The 15,195-nt window shown below is 62.5% G+C and carries 18 protein-coding genes; 6 read left to right on the forward strand and 12 right to left on the reverse strand.

Annotation, left to right across the window (positions count from 1 at the left end; translation table 11 throughout):
- The 4 genes from RWT78_RS21425 to rimP form a co-directional block, all read right to left on the reverse strand.
- Positions 1-598 (reverse strand): translation initiation factor IF-2 N-terminal domain-containing protein (locus RWT78_RS21425; RefSeq protein ID WP_314678042.1); only part of this gene is annotated, 598 nt, incomplete at its 3' end.
- Positions 599-706: 108 nt separating this feature from the next.
- Positions 707-1,057, reverse strand: a complete 351-nt coding sequence (locus tag RWT78_RS21430) for a YlxR family protein (RefSeq protein WP_054826335.1) — start codon at positions 1,055-1,057, stop codon at positions 707-709.
- Positions 1,058-1,101: 44 nt separating this feature from the next.
- Positions 1,102-2,133: a transcription termination factor NusA gene (gene nusA / locus RWT78_RS21435; protein WP_003942738.1), complete on the reverse strand. Its 1,032-nt coding sequence runs from the start codon at positions 2,131-2,133 to the stop codon at positions 1,102-1,104.
- Positions 2,130-2,750: a ribosome maturation factor RimP gene (gene rimP, locus RWT78_RS21440; protein ID WP_314678049.1), complete on the reverse strand. Its 621-nt coding sequence runs from the start codon at positions 2,748-2,750 to the stop codon at positions 2,130-2,132. The genes nusA and rimP overlap by 4 nt, the downstream gene beginning before the upstream one ends.
- A 271-nt stretch (positions 2,751-3,021) precedes the next feature.
- On the opposite strand from rimP, the gene RWT78_RS21445 reads away from it, so the two are divergent.
- Entirely contained in the window at positions 3,022-3,474 is a 453-nt protein-coding gene (locus RWT78_RS21445) for a hypothetical protein (protein WP_003942726.1), read from the forward strand.
- Positions 3,471-3,923: a ferritin-like domain-containing protein gene (locus RWT78_RS21450; RefSeq protein ID WP_314678052.1), complete on the forward strand. Its 453-nt coding sequence runs from the start codon at positions 3,471-3,473 to the stop codon at positions 3,921-3,923. The genes RWT78_RS21445 and RWT78_RS21450 overlap by 4 nt, the downstream gene beginning before the upstream one ends.
- An 18-nt stretch (positions 3,924-3,941) precedes the next feature.
- Here the strand turns inward: RWT78_RS21450 and RWT78_RS21455 are convergent, their stop codons facing one another.
- Entirely contained in the window at positions 3,942-5,366 is a 1,425-nt protein-coding gene (locus RWT78_RS21455) for an MFS transporter (protein WP_314678054.1), read from the reverse strand.
- An 83-nt stretch (positions 5,367-5,449) separates the two neighbouring features.
- Between RWT78_RS21455 and RWT78_RS21460 the strand changes: the two genes are divergently transcribed.
- The 3 genes from RWT78_RS21460 to RWT78_RS21470 all read left to right on the forward strand — a co-directional run bounded on the left by RWT78_RS21460 (position 5,450) and on the right by RWT78_RS21470 (position 7,506).
- Entirely contained in the window at positions 5,450-6,085 is a 636-nt protein-coding gene (locus RWT78_RS21460; protein ID WP_003942694.1) for a TetR/AcrR family transcriptional regulator, read from the forward strand.
- A 93-nt stretch (positions 6,086-6,178) separates the two neighbouring features.
- A complete protein-coding gene (locus tag RWT78_RS21465; protein ID WP_314678058.1) occupies positions 6,179-6,676 on the forward strand; it encodes a nuclear transport factor 2 family protein in 498 nt (165 codons plus the stop codon).
- Complete coding sequence (locus tag RWT78_RS21470) at positions 6,673-7,506, forward strand: SDR family NAD(P)-dependent oxidoreductase (protein ID WP_003942723.1); 834 nt, start codon at positions 6,673-6,675, stop codon at positions 7,504-7,506. Before RWT78_RS21465 ends, RWT78_RS21470 begins: the two co-directional genes overlap by 4 nt.
- Here RWT78_RS21470 and RWT78_RS21475 read toward each other — a convergent pair.
- Both RWT78_RS21475 and RWT78_RS21480 read right to left on the reverse strand, forming a co-directional pair.
- On the reverse strand, positions 7,468-8,424 hold the full coding sequence (locus RWT78_RS21475; RefSeq protein WP_007735024.1) for a DMT family transporter: 957 nt from the start codon (positions 8,422-8,424) through the stop codon (positions 7,468-7,470). The two genes, RWT78_RS21470 and RWT78_RS21475, sit on opposite strands and share 39 nt — an antisense overlap.
- 91 nt (positions 8,425-8,515) lie before the next feature.
- Positions 8,516-9,811: an aromatic acid/H+ symport family MFS transporter gene (locus RWT78_RS21480; RefSeq protein ID WP_314678062.1), complete on the reverse strand. Its 1,296-nt coding sequence runs from the start codon at positions 9,809-9,811 to the stop codon at positions 8,516-8,518.
- 159 nt (positions 9,812-9,970) lie between these two features.
- Between RWT78_RS21480 and RWT78_RS21485 the strand changes: the two genes are divergently transcribed.
- Positions 9,971-10,396: a pyridoxamine 5'-phosphate oxidase family protein gene (locus RWT78_RS21485; RefSeq protein WP_003942732.1), complete on the forward strand. Its 426-nt coding sequence runs from the start codon at positions 9,971-9,973 to the stop codon at positions 10,394-10,396.
- Positions 10,397-10,471: 75 nt separating this feature from the next.
- Here the strand turns inward: RWT78_RS21485 and RWT78_RS21490 are convergent, their stop codons facing one another.
- From RWT78_RS21490 to RWT78_RS21510, 5 genes are all read right to left on the reverse strand, one after another.
- Complete coding sequence (locus RWT78_RS21490; protein WP_314678067.1) at positions 10,472-11,251, reverse strand: nuclear transport factor 2 family protein; 780 nt, start codon at positions 11,249-11,251, stop codon at positions 10,472-10,474.
- Entirely contained in the window at positions 11,248-12,978 is a 1,731-nt protein-coding gene (locus RWT78_RS21495; protein ID WP_063316560.1) for an acyl-CoA dehydrogenase family protein, read from the reverse strand. The genes RWT78_RS21490 and RWT78_RS21495 overlap by 4 nt, the downstream gene beginning before the upstream one ends.
- A gap of 58 nt (positions 12,979-13,036) precedes the next feature.
- A complete protein-coding gene (locus RWT78_RS21500; protein WP_208690654.1) occupies positions 13,037-13,696 on the reverse strand; it encodes a rhomboid-like protein in 660 nt (219 codons plus the stop codon).
- A gap of 22 nt (positions 13,697-13,718) precedes the next feature.
- The gene (locus tag RWT78_RS21505; RefSeq protein ID WP_042450748.1) at positions 13,719-14,390 is read right to left on the reverse strand and encodes an O-methyltransferase; all 672 of its coding nucleotides are present in this window, start codon (positions 14,388-14,390) and stop codon (positions 13,719-13,721) included.
- 79 nt (positions 14,391-14,469) lie between these two features.
- The coding region (locus tag RWT78_RS21510) for a His/Gly/Thr/Pro-type tRNA ligase C-terminal domain-containing protein (RefSeq protein ID WP_314678073.1) at positions 14,470-15,195 on the reverse strand (726 nt) is incomplete at its 5' end.

The following is a 15,195-nucleotide window of genomic DNA, read 5'->3' on the forward strand; positions in this document are numbered from 1 at the left end:
CGCCGGGAGCCGGACGAGGTGCCGGACGCGCGGCGGGTGCCGAGGAGTACGGGTTGTTACCGACGCGAGGTGCCTTCGGTCCCGGACGCGGTCCGCCGGGCTTTGCGCCGGTGGACGGTGCGGCCGGAGCCGCGGGGGCTGCCGGTGCCGACGCTGCGGGAGCAGCCGGAGCCGGACGTGCCGGCTGTGCTGGTTTCGGAGCGTTGAACGTCGGTGTGGGGACCGGCGCTGACGGTGCTGCCGGAGCAGCGGCTGCGGGAGCCGCGGGGGCTGCCGGGGCCGGAGCTGCGGGAGCAGCCGGTGCGGGTGCGGCCGGCTTGGGGCCGGGACGCGGTGCGCCAGGCTTTGCAGCCGACGGCGACGGTGCGCCGGGCTTTGCCGCGGGGCGAGCCGCCGGAGCGGCTGCGCCGGTCTCGGACTTGGTTTCTGCTCCGCCTGCCGACGGGAATGACTCCCGCAGACGACGGGCGACGGGCGCCTCCACTGTGGATGACGCAGACTTCACGAACTCGCCTTGCTCCTTGAGCGTTGCGAGTAGTTCCTTGCTGGTGACACCGAGTTCTTTAGCCAACTCGTGCACGCGGGCCTTGCCTGCCACTGCTCTCCTCACTGATGAGGTCGAGCAGGAGGCATCCCACAGATGTGGGTCCCGCACGACCTCGGGTTATCGCCGATGGACGTTCATCGTTGGTGCTTCACGGTGTGCTCATGAGTGCTTGTGCCTGTTCTTCTCGAGAGGTACTGCTTTTGTGTGAACTGCGTCGACCAGCTGGTCGACAGCGGACGTGTCCAGATTTCCGGACACTCGCAGTGCTCTGCTGAATGCTCGGCGCCGCTCTGCCAGGCTCAGACAACTCGGATCCAGGTGCAGCCATGCACCTCGACCGGGGAGTCTTCGCGATACGTCGGGGACGAGCGGGGAACCCTCCGGCCCCTGCTCACCAACCACGACCCTCAACAGATCGACAGCCGACCCTTGTTCCCTGCATCCCACACACGTTCTGACCGGCGAACCGGGTTTCACGCGCGCAGGATCCGAGGACTCACGTCGAACCATTGTCCACTCTACCGCCGAACCGTCTCGATCACTGCATTCCACCGTTATCCGTTGGACGTGGCGGGCCGGTCGGACGCGTCGCCAACGGGTGCCGCATCGCTGCGAATGTCGATACGCCAACCCGTCAACCGCGCAGCCAGACGGGCATTTTGACCCTCTTTTCCGATGGCCAACGAAAGCTGGAAATCGGGCACGATGACACGGGCCGCACGAGCCTCGGGATCGACGACAGTGACGGAGACCACTTTCGACGGGGAAAGTGCGTTGCCCACAAACGTCGCGGGATCTTCGTCGAAGTCGATGATGTCGATCTTCTCCCCCGCGAGTTCGCTCATGACGTTGCGGACGCGCTGTCCCATCGGGCCGATGCATGCACCCTTTGCGTTGAGCCCCTGCACACGTGAGGCAACGGCGATCTTGGAACGATGTCCCGCTTCGCGCGCGACGTTGATGATCTCGACGCTGCCGTCCGCGATCTCTGGAACCTCGAGTGCGAACAACTTGCGAACCAGGTTCGGGTGGGTCCGCGAGAGGGTGATCTGTGGGCCGCGGGCTCCGCGAGCAACTCCGACGACGTAGCACTTGATGCGCTCACCGTGCTCGTAGTTCTCGCCGGGAACCTGTTCTGCAGGCGGCAACAATCCTTCGGCGCCATTGGATTCGCTGCCAATTCGGACGACGACCATTCCGCGGGAATTCGCACGCGTGTCACGCTGAATGACACCGCCGACGATTTCACCCTCATGGGTGGAGAACTCACCGAAACTGCGCTCGTGCTCGGCGTCGCGCAGACGCTGCAGGATGACCTGGCGTGCGGTGGTCGCCGCGATGCGTCCGAATCCCTCGGGAGTGTCGTCCCACTCCTCACCGATCATGTTGCCGTCGGCATCGGTGTCGTGCGCCATCACTCGCACCGAACCGGTCTTGATGTTGACATCGATCCGAGCGTTCTGCTTGTGCCCCTCGGTGTGGCGGTACGCCGTCAGCAGCGCGGTCTGGATCGTGGCGATCACAGTTTCGATCGAGACACCTTTTTCGGCTTCGATCGCTCGCAACGCTGCAATGTCGATATTCACTTGTCGAACCCTTCTTCGTTTTCTACGTCTTCTAATTCTGCTTCGTCGTCTTCGACGCTGTCCACGCCCGAGTCCTCGGCGAGGTCAACCGCATCCGAGGGAACTGCGCGCCCCTCCGGGATGCCGCCCGCGAGTTCCAACTCCGCCTCACTGGGCTTCGAGAACTCCACCTGAACTACAGCCTTCTGAACGTCGCCCAGTGCAATCTCGCGCACGGTCAGTCCGCCACGGCCACCGATGACAACCGCCACGGAATCGTCGTTCAACGTTCCGATACGGCCCACCACGGTCTCGCCGGCCAGATCGATTCGCGCTTTACGTCCGCGAGCCCGACGCCAGTGACGATCGAGCGTCAGTGGGCGATCGATTCCCGGAGAGGTCACCTCGAGGGTGTACGGCGTTTCACCGATTTCCTCGAGGGTGTCGAAAAGTTCCGAAACGAGTCTGCTGATCTCCGCGGCGGCATCGAGCTCGATCCCGGCATCGCTGTCGACCATGATGCGCACCGCGCTGTGCTTGCCCGCACTGGTCACGACAACGTCTTCGACGTCGTAACCCTGGGCGTGCACGAGTTCGGAGATCAGCTCGATCACCCTCTCCCTGGATGGCACCGGCATCTCGCGAACTCCTCATTTCAGTTGTCGTCGATTGTCCGACTTGTGTCGACTGTCGACGTGGGCGGCTGCGAGCATGAAAAGACACCAGGTGCCACATGCTGCAAGCATCCAAGAGTACCGCTCATTGCGCGTCTCCGTGACCAGAGTGCCCGACGCACGTCACACTTGAACACGTGCCGCGGATTCGAACGATCGGCCGACCACCTGGCACGATGGACTTGTGCTGACGCCCATGACTACTACCCCACTCTCCCGGCGGAGTGCGCTCAAGATGACGGGAACTGCAGCAGCGTTGGGCGCTGCAGCCTTCTCGTTGTCCGCCTGCACCGACAACGGCACAGCGGAGGCGGCTGCAGAAGTCGACCAGCTGACGGCCCAGGCCGATCGAGCCCGCTCCGACGCGGCAGCCGCAACCGCCGCCATCGCTCTTGCGCCGGACAAGTCGGCATCACTGACCACGATCAGCGCCGAACGCACAGCGCATGCACTCGAACTCGACGCCGAGATTGCGCGAGCAGCGGGCAGCGGCGCCGCTACGACCACAGCGCCCCCGTCGACCTCGGTCGCAAACGCTCCTACGGGCGTCGAAACCTTGAGTACCTCGCTGGCCGATTCGGCGCGCAGTGCCGCGGATCTCGCTCGGACGATGTCCGGCTATCGCGCGGGCCTGCTCGGTTCGATCAGCGCGTCGTGCTCGACTCAGGTTGCGGTGTTGCTTCCGTGATCACTTCGCACACCCGTCGATCCGAGAGTTCTGCCTTGCTGACCGCAATCGAATCAGAGAATGCCGCGATCTTCGCTTACGGAGTGGTTGCCGCGTTTTCGAATCCTGCCCGTGTCAACGAGGTTGCCACGCACACAGCAGCGCACCGCGCACGACGTGATGCGCTGGTTGCCCTGTCGACCGACGCGGGCGTGACCCCGCCGACAGCCGCGGCAGCCTACGAGATCCCGTTTCCGGTGACGGACGCAGTTTCCGCGGCACAGCTGGCAGCACAGATCGAATCCGACACCGCCGTGACCTACCGGGCATTCGTCGAACAGGTCGATACCGACCAACTCCGCACGTTCGGAATCGACGGCCTGACCGATGCGGCAATCCGCGGCGCCGGATGGCGGTCCGCGCTGGGAACCGCTCCGGCCACCTCAGCGTTCCCAGGGGACCCGGGTTAAAAAACGGCGCACAGCGGCTCAGGCCTTGCGATGCGAGGGCACGAACCACGCCGCGACCACGGCCACCAACACGAAGCAACCGCCGACGCGCAGTGCAGGTGTCAGCGCATCTCCGTACCCGAGTGGCGTGAGGGCACCGCCGGCGGCAAGGAAGACCGCAGTGAGAACCGCGATTCCCAATGCAACACCGATCTCACGAAGCGTCGAGTTGGTCGAACTGGCCGTTCCGTGATCAGGTTCGTCCATGTCGACGAGTACCGCCGTCGAGCTCGGCGCGAAGGTCAAGCCCATGCCGATTCCCGCCATCAGTAGAGCCGGAACCAGCGACCCGTACGTCACGTCGGGACCGATCAACGCTGCCAACCAGAACAATGCTCCGGCCTGGAGCAACAGACCGGTCAGCAGAAGCGAACGGAGCCCGACCTTCGGCGCCAGAAAACCGGCGAGAGGCGCGAAGATCATCGGCGCTGCCGTCCACGGAAGCGTCCGCAGGCCTGCTTGGAACGGGCTGTAGCCCATCACGATCTGGAGGTACTGCGACAGCAGGAACACCGCCCCGAAGATTCCGATCGAGAAGGTCAAGCCGATGACGTTCGCCATCGAGAAGCTGCGTGAGCGGAACAGACGTAGGGGCATCACCGGATGCGACGTCTTCATCTCGCGAAGAACGAACAGCGCCAGGGCAACTGCGGAACCCACCAGCGACGCCACCACTCCGAAGGATCCCCAGCCCTCGTCGTTGCCGTGAACGATTCCCCATACCGCCAGAAACACGCCGAGCCCGGCGAGCGCGACACCGGGAAGATCGAGAGGCTGTGTGCGACCGGTCGATTCGCGCAGCGCGTACAACGCGAGAGGAACAGCGACGATCGCAACCGGCACGTTTATCCAGAAGATGCCCTGCCATGAGAACCCGTCGACTACTGCTCCACCGACAACCGGACCCATCGCGATTCCCAGTCCGGAGACTCCACCCCACACGCCGATTGCCATGGCACGCTTGGCTTCCGGTACCGCTGCCACGAGGAGAGTGAGTGAGAGCGGCATGATCGCGGCAGCGCCGGCGCCCTGAAAGGCTCGGGCCGCGATGAGCAGGCTTGGTGTCGTCGACAACGCCGAAGCAATCGACGCCGCCGTGAACAGCCCGATCCCGAACACGAACATCTTGCGGCGCCCCCACCGATCGCCGAGCGTCGTCGCCGAAAGCATCAGCGTCGCAAAGCAGAGCGTGTACGCATTCATGAACCACTGAAGTTGCCCGACGGACGCATTCAGCTCCTTCTCGATCACCGGCAGCGCGCTCGTCATCACGAGGTTGTCGAGGGTGGCCATGAACATGGGCAGAGAGGCAGCAACCATCGCTATCGCGATCGGAACCTTACGTCCTCCACTGCTTTCCGACCCGGATGCGGCGTCCGATCCGGACTTCGTCAAAACGGTCATCGTGATTCCTCGAGTGAAGGTGCCTTAAGGCATCGAATGATTACTTAAGTCGAAACTAAGCTATCCGGTGATAACGTGTCAACATGTCGATCGGTGCAGCTGAACCACGTACCCGCAGGATGAGCGCACCGGAACGTCGCGCGTTGGTCCTTGCCGCGGCAACGCGAGCATTCGCAAAGGGTGGATACTCGGGGACCAGTACGGACGCCGTCGCCAAGGAAGCCGGTGTCTCGCAGCCCTACGTCGTGCGCATGTTCGGAACCAAGGCAGATTTGTTCCACGCAGTGTTCACGCGCGCGCTCGACGAAATCGTCCGCACCTTCAACGACAAATTGGATACGGTCACGATCGATCCGAGCAATCCGCAGTTCTGGGCCGAACTCGGATCCGCCTACGGCGAGCTGGTTCTCGACCGAGATCTACTGCTTGTCATGTTGCACGGCTTCGCCACCAGCACCGATGATGTCGCCGCCGTCTCCCGGAACGCCATGTCCGGCATCTACACCTTGCTGCGCGAGCGCACCGGTTGCACACCCGAGCAAGCGCGTTTGTTCATCGCGAACGGGATGCTGATCAACAATCTGCTCGCAATGATGGCGCCCGAACACGCCGAAGAAGATCCAGCCCTCGGCGAGCTCTGGGGCAGCGTCTTCAGCGACTCGACTGCGATCACGCTCACCGGCGACGAATCCTCGAGCGAAACCGACACCGATTCCTGACCGGTCACTGGGAAAAACTACACACATGTGACTGAGGACACCCTACAGTCGATCCGACATGTCTCCGGGAAACCCAGACGAAAAGGACCGACGTTGGATCTCGCACAACGCCTCGACGCGCTCGAACAGATCGAGGAAATCAAGAAGCTCAAGCACGGCTACTGGCGAGCATGTGATGCCAAGGATCCAGTTGGGTTCCGCAACAGCTTCATCCGTTCCGGAGCGTCGATCGACTACGGCCGCCTCGGCGCCTTCGACGACGCGGGGCCTATGGCGGACATCTTCGAGAAGATCGCTCTTCGCAAGGTCGACGGCCGGTACGCGGTCCTCGACATGCATCACGGATTGCATCCCGATATTGCACTGACCTCGGAGACTTCCGCGGTAGGTCGATGGACCCTGCAGTTCCGCCAGGTCGACACCGTCGGACGCACCGAGAAGTTGATGACCGGGGAATACGACGACAAGTACGTAATCGAGGACGGTGTGTGGAAAATGAGTCAATGCCATTTCACGGAGACGTGGTCGATCACCACTCCCCTGTCCCCGGACGCTGACATCGCCGAGGGTTCGTTGGGTGGGCCGCGATGACGACGAACGGAAAAGTTGCGCTCGTAACCGGTGCCAGCCGGAGCGTCGGCAAGGGCATTGCCCTCGCTCTGGGAAGCGACGGGTGGACGGTGTACGTGACGGCCCGAGGAACCGTCGGCGACGACGGCCCACTCGATCGCACCGCAGCCGAGATCACCGAGCGCGGTGGTCACGGCATTGCCGTGCAGTGCGATCACGCCGACGATCAACAGATCGTCGACCTGTTTGCACGCATCGCCGAGGAACAGTCAGGCCGCCTCGATCTTCTGGTCAACAACGTCTGGGCCAACCCGGCGGGCTATGCCGGCTTCGCCGATCCGTTCTGGAAGAGGCCGATCGACGATTGGGATTCGCTGATCGGAATCGGACTGCGCGCCCACTACGTTGCTTCAGTGGAAGCGGCGAAGTTGATGGTTCCCCGGGGCAGTGGAGTGATCGGCAACATCTCGTCGTTCGGCACCCGCGGGTACCTGCACTCTGTGCTGTACGGGATGTCGAAGGCAGGTTTGGACAAGATGGCCGCGGACATGGCTGTCGAATTGAAGGGGACCGGCGTCACCGCACTTTCCTTCTGGCTCGGGTTGATCCGCAACGAACGCATGGAGGCGAGTGGGATCGAGAGCTTCGAAGGCTTCTCACTGGCCGAGGCCGAAACCCCGGAATTCGTCGGCCAAGTCATCACTGCATTGGCCAACGATCCAGAAGTGAACGCGCGCAGCGGTCACACACTGATCACCGCCGAGACGGCCGTCGAGTACGGAATCACCGACGCCAACGGGAAACAACCGGCGTCACACCGCAGTGCCTTCGGTGGCGGCCCGCTTTTCTGATTCATCAGTAGCAGTGGTCGCGTCGCGTGCCGGCACAGCACGCGGCGCTGCCACTCGAGCCTTCAGGGCAAGCCAGGCACACCCGATGACGACGACACCGCCGGCCACGATCGAGGGTGACAACGTCTCACCGAGTATCAGCGCCGACCAGGCAATGCTGAGCACCGGTTGAACCAACTGTGTTTGGCTCACAGTGGAAATGGGACCGATCGCCAGACCCCGGTACCAAGGAAAGAACCCGAGAAACATACTCACGCATCCCAGGTAGGCAAACGAAAGCCACGAATTCACATCGGCAGAGACCGGAGCCTGGGCCATGGACGCCACCGTCAACGCAATCGTGACCGGCAGTCCGAGAATCAATGCCCAGGCAATCGTCTGCCACGACCCGATCTCGCGGGCCAGCAACGCACCTTCCGAATATGCCAGCGCTGCACACACAACCGCGGCGAACAGAAGAAGATCAGCGAGATGAAACGAGCCGAGTCCGCCGTTTGCAATCGCCACGAACCCTACGACCGATACCGCGCCGGCGGCGCTTGCCCACCAGAATCCCTTACTGGGACGCTCTTTTCCTCGGACGACCGCAAATACCGCGGTCGCAGCGGGAAGTAGCCCGATCACGACTGCCGCGTGACTCGCCGGCGATGTCTGCAACGCAAACGTGGTGAACAGTGAAAACCCCAGTACCGCACCAACAGTCACGAGTGCGATGCGCAACCACTGCCGAAGCGTCGGAAGCGTCGCGCGAGTAACCGACAGCATCACAATCGCAAGGGCCCCGGCAACGACGGCGCGGCCCGCGCCGACGAACAGGGGGTCGAGATCCGCGACGGCGACCCGCGTGAGCGGAACGGTGAACGAGAACGCCAGCACACCGAGCAAGCCCCACCACAAACCGGATCGAGACGATGGCATCGGTAGCGGTGCCTGCCGCGCGACGATAGCGCTACTCTTCATACTCATGTTTTACGATAGCAGCAGCACGCCAACCAGCGAAACTGGTATTTCAGGTGCGCACCCGTGTGCAGGAGATCGAAATTGCTCCGAGCAGTCCGACGAGCGCGAAAGCGTAGAAGCCCCACGGCACGGCGTAACCCGCACCCAGGAGGACTCCGCCCAGGATCGGGCCACAGATCGCACCGACCCGGCCGACACCTGCCGACCATCCGAGCGCGGTCGCGCGAATCTGAGGTGGGTGATTGGCGCTCGTGAAGGCGTAGACCAGTACCTGCGCACTGAACACGAAGCATCCGGCGAGGAAGACCATCACGTAGATTCCAAACGACACCTTCACACTCAGAAGCGCCAGGAACAGTGCAGCTCCGGCGAACCACACGATGGCTGCAGTCCGCGGGCCGATCTTGTTCGCGACGCCCCCGGCGATCAACAGCCCGACGACGGCGCCGGCATTGAGGATCAGAAGGAACGTCAACGACGCCCCGAGGTTGTAACCGGCCTCACGCATGATCGTCGGAAGCCACGTGTTCAATCCGTAGACGAGCAGCAAGCCCATGAAACTGGTGATCCAGATGGCGATGCTGTTGCGCAGGAACTTCGAAGAGAACAGTGCGCGAACGGGATTGGCGGCTTCGGCGCGCTCAACTTCGGACGTGGGCGCAATCTCGAGTTCGACTCCGTAACGGGCAGCGATTTCCTCGGCTTCGGCACGCTTTCCGTGAGCGAGAAGGTACGACGGGGATTCCGGCAGATACCGCAACATGAGTGGAATCAGGGCGACGGCAGGAAGTGCGCCGACAACGAACATCGCTCGCCAACCGAAAGGTTCGATCACGACGAGCGCCAGCGCTGCGGTGGCAACGGCGCCGACGTGGTAGCCGGTCATCAGCATGGTCGACGCAGATCCACCGCCTTGTTTCTTCGAGAATTCGTTGACCAGAGCCAATGCCGTCGGTAGGGCGCCACCCAGCCCCACACCGGCAAAGAAGCGCAGCAGCCCGAAGATGAACGGATTGGGCGCAATTGCGCACAACAGAGTCAGAATCGAGAATGCGGCAACGGCGTACAGCAGCGCGCGGCGTCGACCGATGACGTCGGTGAGAGTGCCGATGACGAGGGCGCCGATGGTCATGCCGATGAGCCCGAAGGTCGAGATCATCGTGATCATGCCGGTACTCAAACCCCACGCGTCGTAGTCGAGAAGCGAAGGAATGACCGCGCCGAGTACGACCAGGTCGAATCCGTCCAGAAGCACAGCGATCCAACACAACGGTGCTACCCACATTGCGGCACGCGCCCCAGGCGAACCGGTGGTTGAACTCGACTGCGTATGCGGTGCGGTCATCGGATCCTCGACATTCACTGCTTGTGGGCGTTCGCGACCGGTTGGGATCCAGTAGTTCGGATCGAAACGTGTTCGCATTGCGAACGCCTGTTCATAATGAGCACATCGATTGTGTACGGAGTCACAACGCCATGTCAAACGTCGCGGTAATCTCGAGGAATGGCACTCTCCGAAAATGAGCGTGAACAGTTCCTGGCCGAACCCCACATCGGGGCGCTGTCCGTGGCGGACGGCACCGAGCGCGGTCCGTTGACCGTCCCGATCTGGTACCTGTACTCACCCGGTGGCAAACCATGGATCCTCACGGGCAAGGATTCGCGAAAGGCACGACTCATCGAGTCGGCCGGGCATTTCTCGTTGATGGCCGAAAGGCTTGATCCGACAATCCGTTACGTCAGCGTCAGCGGATCCGTCGACAAGATCGTTCCGGGCACCGACGAGATGCTGGTCGAAGTCTCGCGGCGTTACCTGGCCCCGGACAAGGTCGACGGGTATCTCGAATTCGCGCGATCGCAGTTGGGCGAACAGGTAGCGATCTACATGAATCCGCAGCACTGGTTGTCTGCCGATCTCGGGGCGATCTGACAATTCTCAGAAAAGCGAAGGCTCGGCGCGCCGGAGTGGCGCGCCGAGCCTGACCTGCATGTGGAGGGCTCTATGTCAGCTCTCGGTGAAGAAACGCACCCGATTGAGTCGATGACCGCTCGCCTCGAAGCCGAACAATGCGATGGCCGGTTCCCCGCACACGATTACGCTCGCCGTCACGGTGCGACCGGCAACCAGCATCTTGCTCTTCGTCACGCCGGTGAGCAGAGCGTTGACATCAGCGTTGGACACCTGCGTCCCCGCGGGAAGCTCGACGGGTACCGGCGGCGTTCGGCCGACAGCGGCCGCATCGAGGAACCGCGACGCTGCCTTCTTGCCTTTGTCTCCGACGCCGAAGATGCCGCGCGAGAACCCGAGCGCCCCGCCGATCCCCTGGTTCGAGAGCAACTGCGGCGTCAACTTCGCGGCCGCCTTCACCCCCGCCACACCAGCAGTAGCGAGCTGGCTCAACATCGTCGCCAATTCCCAATGCGCATAGAGGGTTCCGATCCGCAAGGAATCGGGCTCCCCCACCAAGTCGTAGCGCAAGTGCATCGGAACGTCGAGAACGACTCCGGTCGACATCTCGGTAGCGAGGCTCAGATCGCGCCACACCGTCCGGCCGCACACGATGTCGCGCTCGACATGGAAGGTGATCGAATTGGGGGCGATGAACGTGTCGTAGAAACTCTCGATCGCCGCCTGACCGTTGTGCGGACGTGAACCTACAGGGTCGTTGACCTGTCCGTCGCCGGCAAACAGGGCCACCCAGGTCGAGCGGTCATGCGCGCCGACGGCTTTCGGGGATCCCTCCACGACGGCCATCAACTGCTCGCGCGTAACCGGCGCGGTCATGCGCGCATCTCGTATGCACCGTCGTACGCCTTGACCTGCTGCCACACCCGGTCGAAGCGTTCACTGTCGACAACAGGCTTCCGCACCGCGGCCAGGGCCCACTTCTGCTGCTCGGGTGTCGACGACGGCTTTCCGTGCAGTGCGATCGCGTATCCCGAGAAGTCACGAATCTGGAAGTCGAAGATCTGATCGACAACGTCGGCGTCGAGCCCGCTGATCTCGGCCTGTTCGAGAATCAGATGACCGTAGACGACGAGAGAGAACAGGTGCCCGACGTTGAGCATGAAATCGAGATCCTTCTGCTGCTGTGCGTCCGGCGCTGCAGCAGTGAGCAATTCGGTGAGCGCGATCGCCTGCTCGTAAAAACGGGCGACGTTCGGAATCGAAGAGTGCTTCTCGTAGACGGGCTTCCACTCGTGGAACTGAATCTTCGCAGCGCCGCGGGTAGGCCCCTGGTTCCAGAAGAACTCGTCGTCGGCGGCGTCGTCGCGCGTGACGATCTCCGGGAACTGCGCCGAGTTGAACAGATAGTTCGGCAAGAACTTGAGAATCAGGCCGACGTTGACGTGGACGGTGCCCTCGAGCTTGGGCAGCGTGCCGATCATCTGCGCTGCCTCGCGGAAGTACGTGGACTTCTCGTATCCCTTGGCTGCGATCACATCGTGCAGCAGCCCGACCACCTTCTCACCTTCGGAGGTGACCTTGGCCTTGGTCATGGGATTGAACAGCAGGTAGCGACGGTCCTCGAGGCTGGCGCTGCGGAAGTAGTCGACCGCCCGCGCACTGAACTGCTTCATCGCGATCAGACGTGAGTACGCGTCGACGAAGGCGGCGCGAACGTGGGCAAAGTCCGTGACGGGATTGCCGTACAGAATTCGATTCTGCGCGTGAGTGATTGCCTCGAAGAACGCATGCTCGGTGATGCCGATGGAGCCGGTGCAGAGGTTGAACTTTCCGACGTTGACCGTGTTGAGCGCGGCCTCGAATGCGGCGACGCCGGTGTGCAGAATGTCTTCCTCGCGCACCGGGTAATCGTCGAGGCGGAAATTGCTGACATACATCTGCCCGCGCAGGACATTGTCCACGAGCTGATAGTTCGGATGTGCACTGTCGGCGACGAAGAACACGTAGCCTTCGGGGCCCTCGACGTCGGTACGACGCCCGAACACAGACACCATTCCGGCTACGTTGCCGTTTCCGATGTAGTACTTCTCGCCGCTCGCACGGAAGGCGACGTCGCCGTCGGTGGGAGTGAGGAGCATGTCGGTGGAGTACACGTCGGCGCCGTGGTCGCGCTCGGACAGCCCGAACGCCATGACACCACCGTCGGCAAGTTCCTGCGCTGCACGCTTCTTCGCAGCGTCGTTGTCACTCATCCAGATCGGTCCGAGTCCGAGGATCGTGACCTGCCAGGCGTACCAGTAAGCGAGTCCGTAAAAACCGAAGATCTCGCTCAGAGCTGCGTTGCGGGCACCGTCCCAACGACGGTTCTCGTCACCGTCGGCGAATGCCGCCGGAGTCTGGAACGTTGCGAACAACTTCTCCCTGCCGACGAATTCGAGAAAGTCGGAGACCCACACGGCGTCGAGGTCGTCCTGAAGCAGTTGCTTCTTGCCGCGGCTCTCGAACCATTCGATGGTGGCTCGCAGCAAACGGCGGGTCTCCGGATCGAACTGAGCGGGGTCGTAAGTATGGGGGTTGAAGAGCAATCCATCGGTGCCAGACACGTCATTACCTTTCGTCGATGACGCTAAACTACCAGCGGGTAACTTTCCGCGGTGCGATTCATGGAAGACCTGCGATTCTTCGCGAATGCCACAGGTCCATCGGATTCCACGTGCCGGACCGAGCACGCGTGATCGGATAGCACGCCAATCCGAGCAACAACGCAGACATGTGGCCGATGGCGGTGAAATTGGTGGCGAAAATCAGAGGTACACCGTAGAAGAGCAACAGCCCCGCGAGATAGATGTATCGCCACGGATCGACGATGCGGTACACCAGAATCCCCATGATGCCGGCCAGACCGTAACTCACTCCCACGTCGAGAGTGTTGACCGCCGACTCCGCCACGTATCCGTGCCGAATACCTTCGTACAGAACACCTTCGCTGATGTACGTGGCTCCGACGTGGGCGATGACGACAACACACAACCACCGCCACGTCCCGAGCCAACGCTCAGCCGTTGCATGAAAGATGGTGAAGAGAACCAGGTATCCCAACCAACCGCCACCTTCGAGCCAGAAGGCACTCGAGAACAGGACTCGTAGCGGGTCTTCGGCCAGGTGATGCAGATTGGTCGAGCGCTTGCCGAGAAAACGCTCCTCGACATTGTCGGGCAGATGCCGAAGGAAGAGCGTGGTGAACAGCAGGGCCAGCAACCAGACGTAGGTACCGGGAGCACTGCGCACCCATCGCCATGCCGCCTTTGCTGCCCCCAGCATCCTCACCGCTTCGAGTCTGCGCTCACTCGTTCACTACTGCAACGGCAAACCCGTCCCATCCCTTCGAACCCACGGTTTGAATGGCGGTGCCGTCGAGTTTCGGCTCGGCCGCGATCATCTCCAACACCGCTCGACTCGCTTTGACGCGCTCGTCGTCGATATCCGGGTTGGACACATGTCCCCCACGCACCACGTTGTCCACGATGATGACGGTTCCGGGATGCGAAAGGGCCAACGCCCACCGCACGTACTCGGTGTTGTTCTCCTTGTCGGCGTCGATGAAGACCAAGTCGAAAGGTCCCAACTCTTCTTTCGCGATCAACGGGAGACTGTCGAGCGCAGCGCCGACGCGGATGTCGACACGGTCAGCCAGTTCGGCGCGCTCGATATTCGCCCGAGCGACATCCGCATGGGTGGGATCGAATTCCAGCGTGATGACCTGGCCCGAGGGACCGACCGCGCGAGCGAGCCAGATCGTGCTGTATCCGCCGAGCGTTCCGATCTCGAGAACATTGCGCGCCAAGCACATTCGCGCCAGAAGGTTGAGGAGCTTGCCCTGGTTCGGCGCCACGTCGATGGGCGGGAGACCTGCCTCGGAATTGGCGGCGAGTGCCGCGTCGAGAACCGGATCTTCACCTACCAACGTGGAAACGAGATAGCCGTCGACTTCTGCCCAATCCGGTTCGCGTTCCATAGCCACGATTGTGGCAGAAAAGAAGGGCCGCCGCAGACACCTCGGAAGGTGACTGCGGCGGCCCGGACAGCTATTCGAATCAGCCGCGAACTGCGGCGATGATCTCCTCGATCGCTGAATTGGCGTCGATCTCACGGCTCTCGCCGGTGAAGCGGTCGCGAATCTCGACCTTGCCGTCGGCCCAACCACGGCCGACGACAACGATCAGCGGAACGCCGATCAGCTCGGAGTCCTTGAACTTCACGCCAGGCGACGCCTTACCGTCGTCGAGAATCACTTCGAGTCCCGCGCGGTCGAGCTGCGCCGCGAGGCCTTCGGCGCCTTCACGAGCCGTCTCGTCCTTGTTCGCAATGACGAGGTAAACGTCGGCCGGTGAGACCTCAGCGGGCCAACGCAGACCCTTCTCGTCATGGTGCTGCTCGGCAATGACGGCCACCAGACGCGAGACGCCGACGCCGTACGAACCCATGGTCGGGCGGACGGGCTTGCCGTTCTCGGCGAGGACATCGACGGTGAAGACGTCGGTGTACTTACGGCCGAGCTGGAAGACGTGCCCGATCTCGATACCGCGAGCCGAGACCAGCGTGCCGGCTCCATCCGGAGAGGCGTCACCGTCACGAACCTCGGCGGCTTCGATGGTTCCGTCGGGGGTGAAGTCCCGACCGGCAACGAGGCCGACCACGTGCTTGCCGTCTTCGTCGGCGCCGGTGATCCAGCTGGTGCCGTCGACGACACGCGGGTCGACAAGGTAGCGAACGCCGTTGGCCTGCAGCGCCTTCGGGCCGATATAACCCTTGGCCAGGAA

The organism is uncultured Rhodococcus sp. (genome assembly GCF_963525155.1).
Lineage (GTDB): Bacteria > Actinomycetota > Actinomycetes > Mycobacteriales > Mycobacteriaceae > Rhodococcus_F > Rhodococcus_F qingshengii.